At 67.0% G+C, this 21,364-nt stretch carries 18 protein-coding genes and 1 pseudogene; 11 read left to right on the top strand and 8 right to left on the bottom strand.

Annotation, left to right across the window (positions count from 1 at the left end; translation table 11 throughout):
• Window positions 1-113: 113 nt before the first annotated feature.
• The 3 genes and pseudogenes from E0T84_RS17430 to E0T84_RS17440 form a co-directional block, all read right to left on the bottom strand.
• Window positions 114-1,055, bottom strand: coding sequence for a R2-like ligand-binding oxidase (locus E0T84_RS17430; RefSeq protein WP_138745068.1), 942 nt, complete (start codon window positions 1,053-1,055; stop codon window positions 114-116).
• 4 nt (window positions 1,056-1,059) lie between these two features.
• Window positions 1,060-1,750 (bottom strand): annotated as a pseudogene (locus tag E0T84_RS17435) (TetR/AcrR family transcriptional regulator); the annotation flags it as partial.
• Window positions 1,751-1,804: 54 nt separating this feature from the next.
• Window positions 1,805-3,397 carry an MFS transporter gene (locus E0T84_RS17440; protein ID WP_138745087.1) on the bottom strand — a complete coding sequence of 531 codons (1,593 nt, stop codon included), beginning with the start codon at window positions 3,395-3,397 and terminating at the stop codon, window positions 1,805-1,807.
• A gap of 34 nt (window positions 3,398-3,431) precedes the next feature.
• On the opposite strand from E0T84_RS17440, the gene E0T84_RS17445 reads away from it, so the two are divergent.
• Genes E0T84_RS17445 through E0T84_RS17455 form a run of 3 tightly spaced genes read left to right on the top strand, consistent with a single transcriptional unit; the run spans window position 3,432 to window position 6,255 of the window.
• On the top strand, window positions 3,432-3,749 hold the full coding sequence (locus E0T84_RS17445) for a GNAT family N-acetyltransferase (protein WP_070185849.1): 318 nt from the start codon (window positions 3,432-3,434) through the stop codon (window positions 3,747-3,749).
• Between the two features lie 48 nt (window positions 3,750-3,797).
• Window positions 3,798-4,769: a phosphotriesterase gene (locus E0T84_RS17450; RefSeq protein ID WP_070185821.1), complete on the top strand. Its 972-nt coding sequence runs from the start codon at window positions 3,798-3,800 to the stop codon at window positions 4,767-4,769.
• 1 nt (window position 4,770) lies between these two features.
• A complete protein-coding gene (locus E0T84_RS17455; protein WP_070185820.1) occupies window positions 4,771-6,255 on the top strand; it encodes an AMP-binding protein in 1,485 nt (494 codons plus the stop codon).
• Here the strand turns inward: E0T84_RS17455 and E0T84_RS17460 are convergent.
• Entirely contained in the window at window positions 6,218-7,336 is a 1,119-nt protein-coding gene (locus tag E0T84_RS17460) for an acyltransferase (RefSeq protein ID WP_234998225.1), read from the bottom strand. The genes E0T84_RS17455 and E0T84_RS17460 overlap by 38 nt on opposite strands.
• Window positions 7,337-7,571: 235 nt before the next feature.
• Here E0T84_RS17460 and E0T84_RS17465 point away from each other — a divergent pair, with 235 nt between their 5' ends.
• Window positions 7,572-8,762 (top strand): DUF3068 domain-containing protein, encoded by a 1,191-nt coding sequence (locus E0T84_RS17465; protein WP_138745069.1) that lies wholly within the window; start codon window positions 7,572-7,574, stop codon window positions 8,760-8,762.
• A 20-nt stretch (window positions 8,763-8,782) separates the two neighbouring features.
• Complete coding sequence (locus E0T84_RS17470; protein ID WP_371726036.1) at window positions 8,783-10,519, top strand: hypothetical protein; 1,737 nt, start codon at window positions 8,783-8,785, stop codon at window positions 10,517-10,519.
• A 4-nt stretch (window positions 10,520-10,523) separates the two neighbouring features.
• On the opposite strand, the gene E0T84_RS17475 is transcribed toward E0T84_RS17470, so the two are convergent.
• A complete protein-coding gene (locus E0T84_RS17475) occupies window positions 10,524-11,693 on the bottom strand; it encodes a glycosyltransferase family 4 protein (protein WP_138745070.1) in 1,170 nt (389 codons plus the stop codon).
• A gap of 48 nt (window positions 11,694-11,741) precedes the next feature.
• On the opposite strand from E0T84_RS17475, the gene E0T84_RS17480 reads away from it, so the two are divergent.
• From E0T84_RS17480 to E0T84_RS17490, 3 genes are all read left to right on the top strand, one after another.
• Window positions 11,742-12,500 carry a class I SAM-dependent methyltransferase gene (locus E0T84_RS17480; protein ID WP_171055070.1) on the top strand — a complete coding sequence of 253 codons (759 nt, stop codon included), beginning with the start codon at window positions 11,742-11,744 and terminating at the stop codon, window positions 12,498-12,500.
• 55 nt (window positions 12,501-12,555) lie between these two features.
• On the top strand, window positions 12,556-14,043 hold the full coding sequence (locus E0T84_RS17485) for an aldehyde dehydrogenase (protein WP_070185846.1): 1,488 nt from the start codon (window positions 12,556-12,558) through the stop codon (window positions 14,041-14,043).
• A 424-nt stretch (window positions 14,044-14,467) separates the two neighbouring features.
• Window positions 14,468-15,115, top strand: coding sequence for a TetR/AcrR family transcriptional regulator (locus E0T84_RS17490; protein ID WP_138745071.1), 648 nt, complete (start codon window positions 14,468-14,470; stop codon window positions 15,113-15,115).
• Here E0T84_RS17490 and E0T84_RS17495 read toward each other — a convergent pair.
• The 3 genes from E0T84_RS17495 to E0T84_RS17505 all read right to left on the bottom strand — a co-directional run bounded on the left by E0T84_RS17495 (window position 15,096) and on the right by E0T84_RS17505 (window position 17,456).
• A complete protein-coding gene (locus E0T84_RS17495) occupies window positions 15,096-15,626 on the bottom strand; it encodes a dihydrofolate reductase family protein (protein WP_138745072.1) in 531 nt (176 codons plus the stop codon). The two genes, E0T84_RS17490 and E0T84_RS17495, sit on opposite strands and share 20 nt — an antisense overlap.
• 3 nt (window positions 15,627-15,629) lie before the next feature.
• On the bottom strand, window positions 15,630-16,553 hold the full coding sequence (locus E0T84_RS17500; protein ID WP_171055068.1) for a helix-turn-helix domain-containing protein: 924 nt from the start codon (window positions 16,551-16,553) through the stop codon (window positions 15,630-15,632).
• A gap of 63 nt (window positions 16,554-16,616) precedes the next feature.
• Window positions 16,617-17,456: an arylamine N-acetyltransferase gene (locus E0T84_RS17505; protein WP_070945430.1), complete on the bottom strand. Its 840-nt coding sequence runs from the start codon at window positions 17,454-17,456 to the stop codon at window positions 16,617-16,619.
• Between the two features lie 216 nt (window positions 17,457-17,672).
• Between E0T84_RS17505 and E0T84_RS17510 the strand changes: the two genes are divergently transcribed.
• Genes E0T84_RS17510 through E0T84_RS17520 form a run of 3 tightly spaced genes read left to right on the top strand, consistent with a single transcriptional unit; the run spans window position 17,673 to window position 21,363 of the window.
• Complete coding sequence (locus E0T84_RS17510; protein ID WP_070945431.1) at window positions 17,673-18,482, top strand: 1-acyl-sn-glycerol-3-phosphate acyltransferase; 810 nt, start codon at window positions 17,673-17,675, stop codon at window positions 18,480-18,482.
• A gap of 24 nt (window positions 18,483-18,506) precedes the next feature.
• Window positions 18,507-20,135 (top strand): acyl-CoA ligase FadD12, encoded by a 1,629-nt coding sequence (gene fadD12 / locus E0T84_RS17515; protein WP_138745074.1) that lies wholly within the window; start codon window positions 18,507-18,509, stop codon window positions 20,133-20,135.
• The gene (locus E0T84_RS17520) at window positions 20,128-21,363 is read left to right on the top strand and encodes an alpha/beta hydrolase (RefSeq protein WP_138745075.1); all 1,236 of its coding nucleotides are present in this window, start codon (window positions 20,128-20,130) and stop codon (window positions 21,361-21,363) included. The genes fadD12 and E0T84_RS17520 overlap by 8 nt, the downstream gene beginning before the upstream one ends.
• Window position 21,364: the final 1 nt, after the last annotated feature.

Consider the following 21,364-nt stretch of genomic DNA (forward strand, 5'->3'; position numbering starts at 1 on the left):
GTTGGCGGGCTGAGCGTGCGGCTTAGCTGTGTTCGCGTGGTTGCGCACTATGTGGTGCGCACGGCGTGCGGTGTCGGCGGCTGAGGGGTTCGCCGACACCGCACGCTCGCGGTCTATGCGGTCGCCGCCAATGCGCGTGCATCCTCGTCGGCGAACGTGTCCTCCAGCGTCAGCGGTGAGTAGTCGAGGTCGATCTCTTCGAGCGGCCGGCCTCTGGCGCTGCTGATGGTGCCGAATCGGCGCATGCCCTTGTCGGCGGAGTACTGCATGAACTCGTCTTGCACGAGGCCGAATGGAATGTCCGGGGCGTAGAGGGCGAAGCCCTCCTCGGTGAGACGCAACGCCAGCGGGATGAGCTCGTTCATCCGGTCCTCGAAGACTGTCCAGTTGGCATCGTCGGCGGCGACGTGGCGACGACAGGTGAACGTTCCCCACGCCATGTGGCGACGCTCGTCGTCGCCGATCCGGCGGACCAGTTCCTGCATCCCGGGCAGGATCCCCCGGTCGACGCAGATCTTGTGCCAGGCGTAGTAACCCGTGAGCGCGAGCATGCCTTCGACGATGTGGTTGTAGGTGACGGAGGCCCGAACCTGGGCGGCCGGCGACGGGTCGGCGTACAACGCGTCGAGTGATGCCGGCAGCTCCTGGTAGAACACCTGTCGGTAAGCCGAAAGCTCGTCGAAGTAATTGTGCAGATCATCGGTTATCCCGACGGCGTCGAGCCACATGCGGAACACCTGCGTGTGCTTGGCCTCCTCGAACGCGAACTGCGTCAGGTACATCTCGTCGCCCAGGCGGCCCTCGGCCCGCATCGCGCTCATGAACGGCTGGATGTCCTTGGTCACCGCTTCCTCCCCGGCGATGAACTGCGCGCACAGCCGGGTGGCGTACTCACGTTCCCGGGCCGTCAGCGCCTCCCAGTCCGCCCGGTCGCGGGAGAAGTCGATGTCGGCCGGATTCCAGAACTTGGCGTTTCCCCCGGCGAACAGACGCAACGGCACACCGTCCCAGTTGAGACCGCCTTTGGCCAGCGAACCGAACTTTGTGTGTGACATGGGAATTGACCTCCTCAGGTCTGGTGGGCTGCTCGGGTGGTCAATGGGGAATTGGGTACCGTGAACGCGGCCCGCAATACTGCGATGAGTCTGCGCACGGCCAGTGCCGGCTGCTCGGGGCTGGGCTCGTCCAGGCCCAGAATCGGATCCATCCCACGCACATACGGCGCCAGCGCAAGGTGCGGAAAGATCATCAACAACAGCGACAGCAACGCGCCGGCGTCGGCGTCGGCTCGGAGGTCTCCCCGGACCTGAGCGTCCCGCACGAGAGGCTGCAGCACCTCCAGATAGTGGCGGTGGATCACGGTTCGCACGCTGACCCGGGCATCGGTGTCCACCTCGAAGCTGGCCGCCGCGTGCAACGAACGGTCTTGCGGGTGGTCGGCGAAGTAGGCCACCCAATCGTCGAGCAGGTCGGTGAGAAATTCGAAGAACGGTCGATTCGGGTCGCGGGTGCGGATCCGCTCCTCCATGTACCCGCGCACCCGCTGGCTGCCGATGTCGGCGATGAACGCGTAGAGGTCACGTTTGTCCGCGAAGTATTGGAACAGGCTGCCTTTCGCCACGCCCGCGCGTCGCGCGATGACGTTGAGGCTGCCACGGGAGTACCCGTGTGCCCCGAACTCCGCCTCGGCGGCCTCGACCACCGCGGCTCTGCGAGCGGGATCCAAACGTGCCCAGGTGACCGTCGGCATCTGACTCTCCAGCCTGTATGACCACTGGTCATACTACTGTGATCGGCCTCACAGTCAAGGAGTCTTCACTGCGATCAGATGGTGCGAGACCGGCTCACCCTCAACCCAGCGCTCAACCGTCTGCTCGATGAGCAGGTCGTTGCCCGTCAGCCTGGTGCGGTGCTGGCGCAGGTGCTCGTCCCATGACCGCACCACGAACGCCTCGACGAAAACACGTTCGCGTTCCACGGCGCGAAACAGCCGCCATTGCGTGGCCCCGGTGCGCTGGCGGGACCGGCCCAAAGCGCCCATGGCAGCGAAGAACTCGCGCTCCTGCTCGGGTGCCACCCGGTAGGAGGTCAGCACCAGGACCGGACCGTCAGGCGGCTCTGGTTCGAACACCAAGGCAGGTTCGGGCCAGTGCGCCGACGGGGTCATGTCGAGATCGCCGGTCCGCGCGTGCAACGGCCACCACCACGCCGACACCGCGCAGAACACCAGCAGCCCGGCACTGATCAGCAGCGACGTGACAGTGGACGTCGCGCCGGCGACCAGCCCCCACACCAGCGAGCCGATGGCCTGACCACCCATGAACGTCAACTGATACACCGACAGCCCGCGGGCCCGAACCCAGGCAGGCAGGCTCAGCTGCATCGAGGCGTTGAGCGTGGACAGCGCCAACAGCCAGGACGCGCCGCCGAGAACAAGCGCGGCCAGAACGATGCCGAAATTGTGGACCAGCGCCAGAACCGCAGTGGCGCCGGCGAATCCGAACGCCGCGACGATCAACAACGTGTTCAGGCCGAAGGCGAACTGCAAGCGCCCCAGGACCAGCGCGCCGAGCACGGCTCCGACCCCGAGCGCACCCAGCAGCAGGCCGTAGCCGGACGAGGACAACCCCAGCTGTCTCTCCGCGATGACCGCGAGCAGGCCCCACAGGGCACTGCCCGGCGCGATGAACAACACCGCTCTGAGCAGAATTCGCCTGATGATCGGCGACCTGCGGATGAACCGGCCACCCGCCCCGAGGGCGGCCAGCGGTCGCTCGGCGGGCAGCACGTGCTGGATGGCGGGGCGGCGCCAGACCAACAGGACGACGACGATGCCGGCGAACGAGACCGCGTTGAGCGCGAACACCAGCGTCGGGCCCGACAGGGAAACCAGCGCCCCGGCAATCGCCGGACCGATCGCCCGGGCGCCGTTCATACTCATGCTGCCCAGCGCGGCCGCAGCTGGAATCTGTTCGCGGGGAACCAGATCCGGCTGGATCGCCTGCCAGGCGGGCGCGGTCAGCGCCTGCTCACAGCCGATCAGGAACAACAGGGTCAGCAGCACCGTAGGGGTGGCCAACCCGGCGCCCGTCAAAGTCGCGAGCGCCGCCACCCCGGCCGCCATGGCCCCCTGGGTGGCGAGCAGCAACCTGCGCCGGTCGACGAGGTCGGCGAGCACGCCGGACGGTAGGGCCAGCAGCATCACCGGCAGCGTGGTGGCGGTCTGCACCAGTGGTACCAGCACCGGGGCGCGCGGATCCCCGACCAGCATCCACTGGGCCCCCACGGTCTGCATCCAGGTGCCCAGGTTGGAGACGAACTGCGCGATCCACAGCGCGCGGTAGATCGGCGACGCCAACGGCGCCCAGGTCGACGTGGTGGTGGCGGCCATCTGCATGATCGTGCCAGTGCCACTGCGGCATAGTGGAGACATGGCTGAAGTCCGCAACGTACCCGAAGCCCGCCATTACGAGCTCACCGTCGATGGCAAGCATGCCGGCCTGGCTGCCTATGTCGACTCCGGCAATCAGCGCATCTTTCATCACACCGAGGTCGACGACGAGTTCAGTGGCCGCGGCCTGGCCGGCGAGTTGGTCTCGGCCGCACTGACCGATGCCCGCGCAGCCGGCAAGCGCCTTGTCGCGGTCTGCCCGTACGTCGCGAAGTACGTACAGAAACACCATGACTTCGATGACGTCCTCGACCCCGCCACCCCCGAGGTGATGGCGGCGGTCGAGGCGGCCGGCTAGACGCCGAATCCCCACGCGCGACGGGCTGATCGACCTAGCATCGGGCTCGTGCCGACAGTCAACACCGCCCACGGAGCCATCGATATCGCCGACCTCGGCGTCACGCTCATGCACGAGCACGTCTTCATCATGAGCAGCGAGATGGCCCAGAACTACCCCGAGTCCTGGGGTGACGAGGCCAGCCGGGAGGCCGATGCGATCGCACGGCTCACCGAACTCAAGTCCCGCGGCATCGACACCATCGTCGACCTCACCGTGGTCGGACTGGGCCGCTACATTCCGCGTATCGCCCGGATCGCCGAGGCCACCGACCTCAACATCGTCGTCGCCACCGGCTTCTACACCTACAACGACCTGCCGCTGACCTTCCACTTCAACGCGCCCAACAACGGCCGTCCGGATCCCATGGCCGAGATGTTCGTCCGCGACATCGACCACGGCATCGCCGACACCGGCATCAAGGCGGCAATCCTCAAGTGCGCCACCGACGAACCCGGCGTCACCCCTGGCGTCGAACGGGTCCTGCGGGCCGTCGCCCAGGCTCACCGGCAGACCGGGGTGCCCATCTCCACCCATACCCACGCGGCGAGCCGGCGGGGCCTCGAACAGCAGCGCATCTTCGCCGAGGAAGGCGTGGACCTGTCCCGGGTGATCATCGGCCACTGCGGCGACACCACCGACACCGGCTATCTCGAAGAGCTGATCGCCAACGGTTCCTACATCGGCATGGACCGGTTCGGTGTCGACGTCTTCCTTCCGTTCGAGGAACGGGTCGCGACGGTGGCGACCATGTGCGAGCGCGGCCACGCCGAGAAGATGGTGCTCTCGCACGACACCTGGTGCTACTTCGACGCGCTGCCCGACGAGCTCACCGCGCAGGCCCTTCCGAACAGCCACTACTTGCACATCCACAATGACGTGTTGCCCGCGTTGCGCGAGCGCGGAGTGACCGAGGAGCAGATCACCACGATGCTGGTGCACAATCCACGACGGATCTTCGAGACCAAGGGCGGGTATTGAGATGACCGACGCCGTCCCGACGATCCCGGCGCAGTTCACCCAGCTGGCCGATGCCGACCCCGACCGGCCGGCGGTGACCTGCCAGGGCGTCACGCTCACCCGGGCCGAACTGGACCACTCCACCAATCAACTCGCCCGCGCCTACGCCGAACGCGGTGTGCGACAAGGCGATTACGTCACCATCAGTTTGCCCAACTCGATCGAATGGGTGCAGGCCGTCCTGGCCACCTGGAAGCTCGGCGCGGTGCCGCAACCGTTGTCGCCCCGGTTGCCGGACGCCGAGTTCGACGGCATCCTCGCGTTGCGTCCCCGGGCCCTGGTCGTCGGCCGCGACGCCGGTGAAACACCCTGGGTTCCAGCCGGTTTCGCCCCGGAGCCCCAGCTGTCTGCGGCACCACTGCCCGAGGCGGTCTCGCCGACGTGGAAGTCGATGGCCTCAGGTGGCAGCACCGGCCGGCCGAAGTTGATCGAGGCGGGCGGCGACAGCCGGGTGCCGGCCCTGATCGGTGTTCCGCTGGGCGCTCAGCCCGGCGACGTCACGCTGATGTCGGTGCCGATGAGCCACAACACCGGTTTCACCACCTTCGCCATCGCCCTGCTGCAGGGCCATCACCTCGTGCTGATGCCCCGTTTCGATCCGGTGGAGTTCCTGGCGCTCGTCACCGAACACCGCGTGACGTTCCTGACCACGGTGCCGACCATCATGCAACGCCTGCTGCCGGTGTATCGGGCCGACCCGAAAGCCTATGACCTGTCCAGTATTCGCCGCTTCTGGCACGTCGGCGCGCCCTGCCCACCTGCGGTCAAGCAGGCCTGGATCGAGCTGGTCGGCCCCGACGCTTTGTGGGAGCTCTACGGCGGCACCGAACTGCAGGCGTTGACCTTCATCTCCGGTGAGCAGTGGCTGCGGCATCCGGGTTCGGTCGGTGTCGTGGTGGCCGGCGAGATGAAGGTGCTCGACGACGACGGAGCCGAATGTCCCCCTGGCGTGACCGGTGAGATCTACATGCGGCCCGGTCCCGGCAGCGCGCCCACCTACCGTTACGTGGGCAGTACGGCGAAGAGTCGCGCCGGATGGGACTCCCTCGGAGATCTCGGGTACTACGTCGACGACGGCGAGGAGCGGTTCTTCTACCTCAACGACCGGCGGGTGGACATGTTCACCGTGGGTGGCAAGAACGTCTACCCGGCCGAGATCGAAGCGGCGCTGGCCGAGCATCCGGACGTGTTGTCCTGTCTGGTCGTCGGCGTACCGCACGAGGATCTGGGGCAGGTGCCGTACGCGATGGTGCAGACGTGTGACGGGTCAGGCCTCGACGCCGAGGCCATGCAGGATTTCCTTCGCGAGCGTCTGTCCGGCTACAAGGTGCCCACGTGGGTGGAGTTCGCCGACACCCCGCTGCGCGACGACGCGGGTAAGGCCCGGCGAACCGCGGTGCGCGACGAGGTCATCGCGCGGCTGGCGCAGGCTCAGGCTCGTCGGTGATCGAGCTGTCCAGCGGAGGCACGGGGGATTCGTTGCGGTACTCCCAGCGCCGCAACGCTTCCCGGCACGGTGATTCCACCAGCGCGTAGCTCACTGCGGCCAGCGCGAAGCCGAACACCAACGTCAGCACCAGCACCACCAGCATCTGCCCGTTGAACAAGAACTCCCCGATCATCGGGAACACCATCGCCAGGGCGGCCAGATGCCAGACGAACAGGCCGTACGACCAACGGCCCAGCGTGACCATCACCTTGTTGCCCAGAATCGGGTGTCCGGTATCGGGGTGGTCGAGGACCAGCGGGGCCAACAGCGCGCCCGCGACGATGGCACCCATCGCGGTCTTCAGTGTCACCTGGCCGACCGAGCCCGGGCGCAGCCCTTCCAGCCCGGCCAGCGGCGAGGCCGCGATCGCGAACGCCACCGCAGCGATGACACCCATCAGCACCCGGCGCCGGGCCAGCCGATGTACCCAACCGAATGGGCTCACCGTGAGTTCGGCCAGCACCATGCCCGCGGCGAACCAGGAGAAGAACGCCGGCGGCCAGTTCCACGGGTTGAGCCCGGTGGTGCCCGAGAACGGGATGCGCACCCACAACAAGCTCAGTGCTGCCAGCGCGACGATCACGCCGACGCGGGCCCGCACCGGCAGCCGCCGCGCCAGCAGCGCCAGCACCGGCAAAGCCAGATAGAAACTGACCTCGACCGACAGGCTCCACATCTGCGTCAGCCCCGCCGTCAACGTCAACGGGACATAGATCTGGGTCAGGGTCAGGTTCGCCACCCACACCGTCAGATCGGCCTTGGCCTCCGGAAGCAGCAGGATGATCACCACGACGGCGACCACGTAACCCGGCATGATGCGCACGACGCGGGAGCGCAGGTAATGGCCCGTGCGGGGGCGAGGACGCAAACCCCGGGCAGCCGCGGCATGACCGCGCCACAGCAGGAAGCCCGACAACGCGAAGAACACCGCGACCGCGAGGTCGAACCGGCCGAAGAACCGGCCGCTCACCCCGGTGGTGTGCCCGGTTTGAAAGGCCACATGGGTAAGCACCACGCCCATGGCCGCGCAGGCGCGCATGCCTTCGACGGCCGGCAGGAAGCTGCGCGTTCCGCCGACAGACTCCGGACCGTTGTCGGGGTCCGATGCTCCGGTCGCCACGGCGACCAGTGTGCCGCGCCGTGGCAACCCCGCCAAACTGCGGGTCAATGCACCCGCGGCGTGCCACCGGAGTAAGTGATGGCCTTAAATAGTGCTGTTAGGGTCAAACGGGTTTGCCTCACGACGAGTTGGCCCACACTGAAGGAGGCCCGGTTTGAACCGCGCAGTGGCGCTGCGTATCGCAGCATGCGGACTGATGGGGCTGGGTGCAGCCCTACTCATTGCCGCACTGTTGCTGACCACCTACACCAAGGGCAAGATCGCCAAGATCCCGCTCAACCTGGATACCAGCTTGGTCAGCGATGGCACCGCGACCGCTTTTGATCCGGAATCGCTGGTGGCCGAGAAGTTCTCCGTCGACCGCAACGTACCGGTCGCCCTTCAACAGCAGGTCAGCGTGGAATCTCCGTCCAACGCCGAGGTGGTGACACTGCAGGTGGGCAGCACGCTGCGGCGCACCGACCGGCAGAAGGACTCCGGCCTGCTGCTGGCGATGGTGGACACCGTCACCATGAACCGCAGCACGGCACTTGCCGTATCCAGCGACAACAACCCGGGCGGGGCGCTGCAGAAGCCGCGGGCCATCGAGGACGAGAAGCCGCCGACGAACGTGGCGCTGCCGCACGAGGGCCTGACCTACCGGTTCCCGTTCGACACCGAGAAGAAGACCTACCCGTTCTTCGACCCGATCGCGCAGAAGGCGTTCGACGCCAACTATGACGGTGAAGAAGACGTCAACGGGCTCACCACCTACCGGTTCATCCAGAACGTGGGTTACGACTCCGACGGAAAGCTGGCCGAGCCGGTGAAGTACTCGTCGCTGTACGAGGACGACGCCGACAGTTCGGTTACCGCCAGCGCCGCGATGTGGGGTGTGCCCGGTGAACCCGACGAGCGGATCACCATGGACCGCTTCTATGCCGCACAGCGCACCTTCTGGGTCGACCCGGTGTCCGGCACCATCGTCAAGGCGCAGGACCACGGCTACCAGTACTACGCGCGTGACGCCCTCAAGCCCGAGGTGACCTACGTCGACTACAAGGTCACCTACAACGAAGAGACGGTGGAGTCACAGGTCGCGGCCGCTCAGGACGAGCGTGACCGGGTGTCGTTGTGGACCCGCGTCCTGCCGATCACGTTCGCCGCACTCGGCCTGCTGGCGCTGGTCGGTGGCGCCGTCGTGGGTTCGTTCGCGCTGCGCGCCGAGTCGACGCTGATCGACCCCGGGCTCGACACCGCCGATCACGGGTTCTTCAACACCCAAGGTTTCCAGGTGCCCGGCGCGGAGGCCAAGACCGAGAAGCTGCCCGCACAGCGGCCGTCCGATCTACCGCCGGACCGATAGATCTGCGTCTGCGCTCCGCCCTGCTGCCGGCCTATGCGCTGGCACTGTCGTTACTGGTAACCGGGCCCCTGTTGGGGCCCGGTTACCTGCTTTTGCGCGACGGCGTCTCTACCCCGCGGTCCTACCTGACCGACGCGGCGCTCGGCCTGACCGAGGCCGCGCCCCGGGCGCTGCCGCAGGATTTCCTTGTCGCGGTGAGCTCGGTCGTGCTCGACGGCGGGATCGTGGTCAAGGTCCTGTTGGTGGCGGGGCTGTGGCTGGCGGGTTGGGGTGCGGCCCGGCTCGCCTCGACCGTGCTGGGATCCGGTTTGCCCGGCCAGTTTCTCGCGGCGACGCTGGCCATCTGGAACCCGTATGTGGCCGAACGGTTGCTGCAGGGCCACTGGAGCCTGCTGGTCGGCTACGGCTGCCTGCCCTGGGTGGCCGGGTGCGTGCTGCGCCTGCGCGCCGGGCCCCGCACGCAAGGAGGCCAAACCGGGCCGGGTCCCGCCGCCTGGGGCCTGTTGTTCTGGACCGCTCTGGCCGGGTTGACGCCGACCGGCCTGATGCTGGCTGCCACGGCGGCGCTGGTGTGCATCGCTGCGCCCGGCGCCGGCTGGGGGCGGCTGCGGGTCGGCGCCCTGGCGCTGGGGACGGCCGTGCTGGCCGCGACGCCGTGGCTGGTAGCCGCGGCCGTCGGCGGAACGGTGTCTTCGCCGGAATCGGCAGCCGGAGTGCACGCGTTCGCGGCCAGGGCCGAGCCCGGCCTGGCCACCCTGGGCAGCCTGGCCGGCTTGGCCGGCATCTGGAACGGCGATGCGGTACCCGACTCACGCACAACGCTTTTCGCATTGGTCGCGACGGCGGTGCTGATCATCATCGTGGCGCTCGGCCTGCCGGTGGTGCTGCGCAACCGCACGGCGGCGCCGCTGCTGCTCCTGGCCGCGGTGGCGGTGGTGATCCCGGCGGCCATGGCCACCACCCCTGGGCTCGCGTTTGTCGAAGCGATGATTCGGACCGCGCCCGGCCTCGGCGTGGTGCGTGACGGGCAGAAGTGGGTGGCCCTGGCGATGCCGGGCTACGTGCTGGCTGCCGCGGCCGCACCCGACACGTTGCGCCGGCTGCGGGTGCCATCGGCCGCTTCGGCCGCGGTGGGCTGTGCTGCGCTGATCGCGGTACTGCCCGACTTGGCCTGGGGCGTGGGCAATCAGATGCGCGCAGTGCAGTATCCGACCGGGTGGGCCGCCGCGACAGCGACGATCAACGCCGATCCCCGGCCGGTGGTGGTGCTGCCACCGGACAGCATGCGGTTGTTCTACTGGTCGGGTACCGCGCCGGTACTCGATCCGCTGCCCCGGTGGCTGCGCGCCGAGGTGCTGTCGACCGGCGATCTGGTGATCGGCGGTCAGCTGGTGCGCGGGGAGGGGAGGCGGGCTCGCGCGGTTCAGGATCTACTGCGCTCGGGTGCCGACCGCCCAACCATGGCCGACGCCGGTGTCGGCTGGTTGGTGGTCGAAACCAACGGTGTGCCGGCCGAATTGGATCTTCCAGCGGCCTACCGGGATGGCGACGTCGCCGTGTACCGGATTGGCGGCGATCACCCGGCCTCGCCTCACCGAGGCGTGATGATCACCGCGCATGGGGTGTGGCTCGGAGTGCTGGCCGGCGGGGCGCTCGGGATGGCCGTCAGCTTCTGGCGAGCGCGTGGACGATCATCTGCGTGTCATGGCGGGCAAGAACGTGCCGAGTTGCCCGCACGCCCCCACTCGGACCTCTGACGGGCTACACCAGCCCGCTGACGTACTGCCCCTCACGTACGGACCCCAGCACGGTCCGCATCGCGTCCGCGCTGAGCCGCCAAGAGAACTCGTCGCTGCGGGTCTGCGCCTTGCTCCCCAGCTGCACTCGCATCACCGGATCGCTCAACAACTGGCGGATCCCCGCGACCAGGCCCTCACGATCCTCGACCAGCAGACCGGTGACCCCGTCGACGATCGAGTCGGTCAGCCCTCCGGAGGCGCGGTAGCCGATGGTCGGCACCCCGTGTTGGGCGGCCTCGGTGACGGCGAGCCCCCAGCCCTCTTTGCGCGAGGGCAGGACATGGACCCAACTCTGCTGCAGCACACGGTGTTTGGTTTCTTCGTCGACATGACCGTGGAACGTCACCGAATCGGAGATGCCGAGCAGTTCGGCGTGCTCGACCAGCCGCCGCTGCCACCAGCCACCGCCGAGAATGTCCAGGTGCAGCCCGGGCACCTCCGCACGCAGTGCGGCGACCGCTTCCAACGCATCTTCGATCTGCTTGTGCGGCACCAGCCGCGACAACACCACCAGCCGCGGGCTGGTGGAGCGGGGCAGTTCCAGCGTGGGGCCCGGGGCCTCGTCAAGGCCGTTGCGCACCACTGCGATCCGGCCGGAATCGACCCCGAGTTCATTCAGGTCGCGGGCCGAGGGCAGTGACACGGTGACGTACTGGTTGCGACGGTGCAGTCGCGGCGAGAGTTTCGACTCGACGAACCAGCCGATCCGGCCCTTCATCGGGCCGGCCACCGGCCACAGTTCGCGGTGACAGTGATGCACGAGCACCGCGACCCGCCGGCCGAACGCGAGCCGAGCCAGGAAGGGCAGCCCGTTCTGGGTGTCGACGACGACGTCGGGCCGAACCCTGCGCAGCGGCCCGAGGCCGACGCGGGCGGCCACCATGGCCAGCCCGGCCCAGATGTAGACGCTGTAGGGACCGCCGGCTCTGTTGATCTTGACGCCGTCGACCACCTCGTGCCGCGCCGCCCCCGGGTACCGCGCGGTGCGCAGCGTGACGTCGACGCCGTCATCGGCCAGGCACGCACCGATCCGTTGCAGATAGGCCTCGCTGCCGCCGCCCTGCGGATGCCCCGTATCGCGCCAGCAGAGCAGCAGGACGCTCCGCAAGCGTGGGTCGGGACGGGCAGACATCGTGTTGAGGGTACCGGTCAGTAGGTTGAGCGGGTGCAGCCCAGCGACATCTCGGCGCGCTTCGCCCGCCGGGCCACCTTGAACCGGTCGGTGCGTCTACTCGCGCAATTCCGGTTCGAGCAGAGCCAACCCGCCCGGTTCTACGGCGCGCTGGCCACCGACACCGTCGCGATGACCACGGATTTGTGGACGGGCGCCACCGGTGAGTCCCCCGCCGGGCGCACCGTGCTCGACGTCGGCGGCGGGCCCGGCTACTTCGCGTCGGCGTTCGATCAGGCCGGCCTGCGCTACATCGGAGTGGAGCCGGATCCGCGCGAAATGCACGCGGGACCAGCTGTGGACACGACGGAAGGCACGTTCGTGCGGGCCTCCGGGATGGCCCTGCCGTTCGCCGACGACAGCGTCGACATCTGTCTTTCGTCCAACGTCGCCGAGCATGTGCCGCATCCGTGGCGGCTGGGCAACGAGATGCTGCGGGTGACGAAACCGGGCGGGCTGGTCGTGTTGTCCTACACCGTGTGGCTCGGCCCGTTCGGCGGCCATGAGATGGGGCTGACGCATTACCTGGGCGGAGCCAGGGCAGCCGAGCGCTACACCCGCAAACACGGCCACCGACCGAAGAACGACTACGGCTCGTCGTTGTTCGCGGTATCGGCCGCCGACGGCCTGCAGTGGGCCGCCGGCACCGGCGCGCTGATCGCGGCTTTTCCGCGCTACCACCCACGATGGGCCTGGTGGATGACGGCGGTGCCGGGGTTGCGGGAGTTCCTGGTGAGCAATCTGGTGCTGGTACTGCGACCGTCCTGAAACCGTCAACTGGAACAGGTTCTCGTTTTGCGGAAACGTAGGTAATGTGACGGCCATGACACAAACTTCGTCAGCCGCGCCAGCTGTGACTAGGACGGAATTCGACAAGCTGTTCATCGGCGGCCACTGGGTCGAGCCCTCGACCTCGGAGGTCATCGAGGTCTTCTCCCCCGCCACCGGCGAGAAGGTCGGCCAGGTGCCCCTGGCCGCCGAGGCCGATGTCAACGCTGCGTGCGCTGCGGCCCGCAAGGCGTTCGACGAGGGCCCGTGGCCCCAGCAGACACCCGAGCAGCGCCAGGCCGTGCTGGCCAAGGCCGTCGAGCTGATCAACGAGCGGGCCGAGGAGTTCAAGCACCTGCTGAAGCTCGAGACCGGCCAGCCTCCGACGATCGTCGACATGATGCAGTTCGGCGCAGGCGTGTCGAGCCTGCAGTATTACTCAGGCGCGGCCGACAAGTACGACTGGAAGGACATCCGCGACGGCATCTACGGCCAGACCCTGGTCGTCAAGGAGCCGATCGGCGTCGTGGGCGCCGTCATCGCCTGGAACGTGCCGTTCTTCCTGGCCTGCAACAAGCTGGGCCCGGCCCTGCTCGCCGGCTGCACCGTGGTGCTCAAGCCGGCCGGTGAGACGCCGCTGACCACCAACTTGTTCGCCGAGGTGTTGGCCGAGGCCGGGCTGCCCGAAGGCGTTCTCTCGGTGGTGCCGGGTGGCCCCGAGACGGGCCGCGCGCTGACCTCCAACCCCGAGCTGGACAAGTTCACGTTCACCGGCTCCAGCGGCGTCGGCAAGGAGATCGGCAAGATCGCCGCCGAGAAGCTCAAGCCCTGCACGCTGGAACTCGGCGGCAAGTCCGCGGCGATCGTCCTCGAAGACGCCGACGTGGACTCCACGCTGCCGATGCTGGTGTTCTCCGGCCTGATGAACTGTGGCCAGGCCTGTGTCGGGCAGACCCGCATCCTGGCGCCGCGGTCGCGGTACGACGAGATCGTAGGAAAACTTGCGGAAGCTGTCAGTTCGATGCCGGTCGGTCTGCCCGACGATCCGGCCTCGATGATCGGGCCGCTGATCTCCGAGAAGCAGCGTGACCGGGTCGAGGGCTACATCAAGAAGGGTGTCGAGGAGGGTGCGCGCATCGTCACCGGCGGTGGACGTCCCGAGGGCCTGGATTCGGGCTGGTTCGTGCAGCCGACGGTGTTCGCCGACGTCGACAACTCGATGACCATCGCGCAGGAGGAGATCTTCGGGCCGGTGCTCGTGGTGATCCCGTTCGACGACGAGGACGACGCGGTGCGCATCGCGAACGACTCGCCGTACGGTCTGGCCGGCAGCGTGTACACCACCGACTTCCCGAAGGCCATCGAGATCGCCTCGAAGATCCGTACCGGCACCTACGCGGTGAACATGTACGCCTTCGATCCGGGTGCCCCGTTCGGCGGCTACAAGAACTCAGGCATCGGCCGCGAGAACGGCCCGGAGGGCATCGACGCCTACACCCAGGCCAAGAGCGTGCTGCTGCCGTTCGGCTACACCCCGGAGTAAGACGCCGCGAGATTCTCCTCGCGAGCAGACGCCAATGTCCCGGAAGACCACGGTTTTCCGGGACATTTGCGCCTACTACTCGGCCCGGAATGGCCGCGCCCTGTCGTCATGGCGGCGGTCAACGCCTACTCACGCAATTATGTAAATATCCATAATTTGGGTCGGAGACACCCGCGCGACGGGAGCCTGTTCAGAAGCAGTTCACCTGCTAGTCTTTTGTCCACAAGCATGTTCGTTGGATACTCGACATCATGCGAGGATTCCACCATTTCTATGGTGGATCACATAGAAGGGCGGTGCGCGATGTGGGTCGTTGAACTCAACCTCGCCGGTCACCGGTTCACCGGTCGGGTCCGCACACCGCATACCCCGGTGCGCACCCTCACCCCGCGGATACTCCTTCGCTGTTCCTCGCAATTCCTGCATGACCGGGTCGCCTGACACCGCCACGAAGCCGCGGAACAAGCGCGGCTCGACCCGCGCCCGCATGCTCGGCAGCGCGGTAGAGGTGTTGCGCGAGCGGGGCGCCGCAGGCGTCACGATCGACGAAGTCCTGGCCCGTAGCGACGCACCCCGCGGTTCGGTGTACCACCACTTCCCCGGCGGCCGCCGTCAGATCCTGATGGAGGCACTGCAATATGCCGCGGACACTATCGGCGACGTCATCGGTGCCGAAACCTCCGACAGCGCATGGAATCTCGTGCAACGATTCGTCGAATTCTGGGAACACGTGCTCACCGGAAGCGATTTCACCGCCGGTTGCCCGGTGGTGGCGGTGGCAATCGCCGCCCCGGACGAAGAACCCGACCTCACCGCGGCGGCCGGCGCCATCTTCGACCGCTGGCGCGCGGCATTGACTGCCGATTTCGTTGCCGACGGTTTCGACGAATCCGACGCGTCGTCCCTGGCGGTGATGTGCATCGCAGCGCTGGAGGGCGCCGTGGTGCTGTGCCGGTCGTCGAGGTCGGTCGACCCGCTGCACGACGTCGCTCGCCAACTCGAATTCCTGATCAAGTCAAGGGAATTCGTCCGGCGCAACGGTCTCCCCGGGGTCAGTCGGCCGGCGCCCTGACCCACCGCGCACAGACAAACTCACCGTTGGCCGCAGTTTCGGCCAGCACCCACTCGGAGCGGACCGGCAGTACCGGCGCTCCCGCCCCCAATGTGCACGGCGCGTAGCTGACGATCATCTCGTCGATCAATCCGGCCGTGACGAACTGGGCGGCAACCTCTCCCCCGCCGACCACCCAGACATCCTTGCCTGCCGCGGCCGTCGCCACTCGGGTGTGCAGATCGCCGACATCGCCCGCGTACACCTGGACCGGATGCCCGGCGACGATGATCTCCTGGCGGTGGGTCAGCACCCATGTCGGCTGCTCGTACATCCACTCGTCGGGCTGGTTCTTCACAATCCACTCGTAAGTCGACGACCCCATCACCAGGGCACCGATGGTTTTGATGAACTCGTCATAGCCGAACGGACCCCGTTGGTCGATGTTTCGCGAGATCAGCCAATCCAGGCTGTCCTCGGCGTCGACGATGAAACCGTCCAGGCTCGATGCGGTGTAGTACACGGTCTTCACCGGTCAGTCCTTCCTCATCCATTCCAATGGGTCACCCCGGTCGGGTGCCACGCCGTGGCGTGCCAGCATGCCGCGCACCAGTGCCCGCCGGTGCGCGGAGTACGTCAGTACGTGCGCGACGATCCCGTACAGCTGAAAGGATTCCGGCGGATCACACAGTGCGTCGATCACGGTGTCGCCGAGCCTGCCTGCCGCCGAATACTCCGATATCACTGTGGTCCAGCGTTTTCCGATGACGTGGTGGTGCGCGGCGAGTTGCTCGGCTGTCGCGGTACGGGTGGTATCGCGTGACGGGAAGTCCCTGCCTTCGATGGTCGCCAACCAGACCTCTTTGGTCCACACGATTGCGCCGAGCACCGCGGCGACACTCGGTTCTGGCCCGTCCCAGTCCAGCACCACCTGACCCGGCGAAACCTCCTCGGCCCATTGCCGTTCAGAAAGATCAGCCGCGGCATCGATGAGGTACTCGGTATCGGCGATGTCGTGTACGAGCATGAACTGGGCGATATCCGGGCCGGCCTCCTCGCCCGAGCCGGAATCGCACCACAGCGACTGCGGCGGATGGAAGTGCACGCCATTGGGAGCAGTCAGCCGAAAACCGACATCGCCGGCGCGCGACGGCGGCACGCCGAACGCACGACGGAACGCGCGGGAGAACACCTCGGCCGACGACCATCCCTCGGATTCGGCCACCTCGGCCACCCCGAACCCCTGCTGCAACCGCCAGGCCGCCCGCTCGAGCATGACCCGTCGGCGCAGCGCCGCCGGTGGCTCCCCGGTGAGCCTGCGCACTTCCCGGGAGAAGTGGAACTCCGAGGCGAAGCTGCTGCGTGCCATGTCGCCGACGCCCGCGTTCTCGTCGTCGACGACGGCATCGAGCAACTCCCGCAGCCGGTCACGTCCATTCGGTTGGCCCTCCACGTCCACCGAGTATGGTCGGCCACCGACCGCGGGACCATGACATTTCCTGCTGTGGTTACCCGAGCCTGCTCAGCTGTCGAGCACCTGCGCCACCCGGGCCTCGACGTCAACGCCGCCGAGATCTGACAGGTTGACACCGAACCGCTCGGTGAGCGCGTCGAGAACCTGTGCGGCCGTGTCGAATCGGATCTTCTCGGTGCCATCGTGACGGTGGATCGCCAGGTTGCGGCCCCGCAGGTTGGCCCTCGCGTCGTCGGTGACCAGTGCAGCGGTCAGTCCCACGACGAAGATCCCGCCCGGATGCGTTGACACATACCAGCTTCCGACCTCCAGGTCGATCCGCGGCTGCGGCACGGTCGTGAAGCGGTACAGCGGCTGCCACTGCCCGCGCACCTGCGCGGCCAACTCATACTCCGGCGCTCCGCGACTGGCCAGTTCGATCAGCCGGTAGGGCTCGTGGCGGGTCTGCTGCACCGCACCGGTCTGCAGCCGGATCGGCGACGACAGCGTCTGCCCACCGAAGCCGACGTCGACCAGGAAGCGTCCGGCCTCCCCGGGCACCGTCACCGCCAGCACATTGTGGGTGAGCGCGGGCAACGGGGCGTCGGGCTCTTTCATCCAGACCACCCGTCCGGCCAGCCGGTCGACGCCGTAGCCCAGTTCGTCGAGGGCGTAACCGAGTAGTCCGTTGTGCTCGTAGCAGTAGCCGCCGCGGCGGCGGGTGACGAGCTTGTCGGTCAATACGTCCGCGCTGAGATCGGCTACCGGGATACCCAGGAGCGGATCCAAGTTCTCGAACGGGATCGAGCGACCGTGGGCGGCGACGACATCGCGCAGTGTGTCCAGATCGGCTGACGCCGAACCTTGATAATCGATTCTGTCCAGGTAGCCGGCGAGATCAAATCCCATGACCGTCGATCATGCTGCCTCAACAATGGTTCAGGTCAAGTCGGCCGATCAGCCGGCCGGATCATAGCCATGCCGGTTGACCTCTGGTTTTGAGAGGATGGACTGCGGCTACTCGACGGTAGGTGGCGGGGCCCGCAAAGCAAATGGGTTTTTCCGCCTCGACCTGGGTACACTAGCAAAACTAGAACACGTTCCAATTCACATCAGGGGGACCCTGTGGCTGCGACCGACATCGACCCGTCCGAAATCACCAAGTGGGATCCGGGCCTGACCGAGAAGGTCATGGGCTTCTTACGGCCGCTGATCAAGGGTTATCACCGCGCCGAAGTACGCGGGCTGGACAGCTTTCCCAACGGCGGCGCTCTGGTGGTGTCGAACCACTCTGGCGGCTTGTTCCCGCTGGACATCCCGGTGTTCGCGACCGGCTTCTACGAGAAGTTCGGCTACACGCGCCCGGTGTACACCCTCAGCCACGACATGCTCATGGTTGGGCCGACAGCGGCGTTCTTCAAGAAGACCGGCTTCATCCGGGCCAGCCACGAGAACGCCGACGAGGCGCTGCGCTCGGGCGGTGTGGTCGTGGTGTTCCCGGGTGGCGACTACGACGTGTACCGGCCGACTTTGTCGGCCAACAAGATCGACTTCGCCGGACGCACCGGGTATGTGAAGGCGGCCATCAACGCCGGCGTGCCGATCGTGCCGATGGTCGGGATCGGCGGCCAGGAGACGCACCTGTTCCTGTCCCGCGGCACCGGCGTGGCCAAGGCGCTCGGTCCGATCGCGCGGCTGGCCCGCACCAAGATCGTGCCGGTGTCATTCGGATTCCCGTTCGGCCTCTCGGCGGTGCTGCCGCTCAACGTGCCGTTGCCGGCCAAGATCGTGATGAAGACGCTCGAGCCGATCGACATCCTCGCCGAGTTCGGCGAGAACCCGGATATCGACGAGGTCGACGCGCACGTCCGCCGTGTCATGCAACGCGCCCTGGACGAGCTGGCCGAAGAACGCCGCTTCCCGGTGATCGGCTGAGCACCGGTGAATCCGCTCGATCTCGTGACCGGACCACTGGACCGCGTCACCGACACCGTCGGCCTGGTCACCACCATGCGCCGGGCCGGGATCATCACAGCGATGCGCCCGGACAAGTACCTGCGCATCGCCACCGCTATGGCGCGCGAGAACATGAGCGTCACTTCAGGTTTCGCGGCGTCCGCGCAGCGTTGCCCGAACCGGCCCGGCCTGGTCGATGAACTCGGCACACTGACCTGGCAACAGGTGGACCAGCAGGCCGACGCGCTGGCCGCCGGCCTGCAGGCGCTGCCCGGTGGCGCGCCGAAAGTGCTCGGCATCATGGCTCGTAACCACCGCGGTTTCGTGCTGTCGCTGATCGCCGCCAACCGCATCGGCGCCGATGTGCTGCTGCTCAACACCTCGTTCGCGGCACCGGCGCTGGCCGAGGTCTTGGTACGTGAAACCGCCGGCAAGACCAGTGCGGTCATCTACGACGAAGAGTTCAGCGGCACTCTCGATCAGGCACTCGCGGACCGGCCCGACGCCGCGCGGATCGTGGCCTGGACCGACACCAACATCCACGATCTCACCGTGGCCAAGCTCGTCGAGCAGCACCGCGGCCAGGAGCCACACCGGGGCGGTGAGAAGAGCAAAGTCATCTTGCTGACCTCGGGGACCACCGGAACTCCCAAGGGCGCCAAGCATTCCGGTGGCGGCCCCGAGGTGCTCAAATCGATTCTCGATCGCACCCCGTGGCACACCGAAGAGCGGGTGGTGATCGTGGCGCCGATGTTCCACGCCTGGGGCTTCTCCCAGCTGGCCTTTGCGGCGTCCATGGCGTGCACCATCGTCACCCGGCGCAAGTTCGACCCCGAGGCCACGCTCGAGCTCGTCGACCGGCACCGAGCCAAAGGACTGTGCGTGGTGCCGGTGATGTTCGACCGGATCATGGAACTGCCCGAGAATGTGCTGGACCGCTACGACGGGCGCACGTTGCGGTTCGCCGCGGCCTCCGGATCGCGCATGCGACCCGACGTCGTCACCGCCTTCATGGATCGCTTCGGCGACATCATCTACAACAATTACAACGCCACCGAGGCAGGCATGATCGCCACCGCGACCCCGGCCGATCTGCGCGCTGCGCCCGACACCGCGGGGAAACCCGCCGAGGGCACCGAGATTCGCATCCTCGACAGCGAGTTCCGCCAGGTGCCCACCACCGAGGTGGGCACCATCTACGTGCGCAACTCGACCCAATTCGACGGCTACACCTCGGGCAGCACCAAGGACTTCCACGAGGGCTTCATGTCCTCGGGAGATATGGGCTATCTGGACGAGGCCGGGCGGTTGTTCGTGGTGGGCCGGGACGACGAGATGATCGTCTCCGGCGGAGAGAACGTGTACCCGATCGAGGTGGAGAAGGTGTTGGCCGGCCATCCCGATGTCGCGGAAGCCGCCGTGATCGGCGTCGACGACGCGCAGTACGGGCAGCGTCTCGCCGCGTTCGTGGTGCTCGCCGGCACAACCACCCCCGACGTGCTCAAGGCGTACGTTCGGGAGAACCTCGCCAATTACAAAGTGCCGCGGGAGATCACCGTGCTCGAAGAGTTGCCGCGCAACAGCACCGGCAAGATCGACCGTCGCCAACTCCAGGAGAAGGTGAATGGCTGACCGCCATCCAGGAGTAAGAAGGCGGCTGCTCGCAGCGGCCGCTGAGCTGCTCAATGCCGCCAACGCAGTGAAACCGATCGGACGCCGGGGCTACAGCACCGTGCTGGCCTTCGCCTTCGGCTGGCCTACCTCGGAGAACGCACCATTGGTGATCACCGGGTCGGCCGTCGACGCGCTGCGCCGCGCCGTTCGTGGTGACTATCGCTCTACGAGCGGCCGAATCTCCCTGCTGTTCAAAGTGATTTCCTGGGCGCTGCTGGTACTGGTGCACCGTCGTAATGTGCAATCGCGGCCCTACTTCGAAGACCCGGTACGCGAGGCTCTCGCCGACGAGTACCCGTCGGCACTGCGTCCCCTGCGCCGCGGCGAGGTGTACTCCACGTCGATGAGCCGGCGTCGCTACGTCCGCAAAACTGTGCACTACGGCCCGCATCGGGCCAACCTCGCCGACATCTGGATGCGCCCGGACCTCCCCCGCGACGGCAAAGCACCGGTTCTGCTGCAGGTGCCTGGCGGAGCCTGGATGATCGGTATGCGCCGGCCTCAGTCGTATCCACTGATGAGCCACCTGGCCGAGCAGGGGTGGATCTGTGTGTCGATCGGCTACCGGATCAGCCCGCGCCACCCGTGGCCGAACCACATCATCGACGTCAAGCAGGCGCTGGCCTGGGTGAAGGCCAACATCGCCGAGTACGGCGGTGATCCCGACGCGGTGTGCATCACCGGCGGATCGGCCGGCGGGCATCTGACCGCGCTGGCGGCGCTGACCCCCAATGACGCCAAGTGGCAGCCGGGTTTCGAGGACGCCGACACCTCGGTGGCGGCCGCGGTACCCGTCTACGGCCGCTATGACTGGTTCAGCACCACCGGGGCCGGACGCAAGGAATTCGTCGAAATCCTGGAACGGCTGATCGTCAAACTGCCGCTGGCCACCAACGACCAGGTGTACAAGGACGCGTCACCGATCACGTTGGTACACCCCGATGCTCCACCGTTCTTCGTGTTGCACGGGGTCAACGACTCACTGATCCCGGTGCGTGAAGGTCGTGAATTCGTCGAAGCTTTGCGTGAGGTGTCGAACTCCCCGGTGATCTACGCCGAGATCCCGCACGCCCAGCACGCCTTCGACATCTTCGGATCACCGCGCGGGCACTACACGGCCGATGCTGTCTCCGAATTCCTGAACTGGGCTCGGGTCAGAGCCCAGAACACCGCGGACATCCGCTGAT

Source organism: Mycobacterium sp. DBP42 (assembly GCF_005924235.1).
Taxonomy (GTDB): Bacteria; Actinomycetota; Actinomycetes; order Mycobacteriales; family Mycobacteriaceae; genus Mycobacterium; species Mycobacterium syngnathidarum.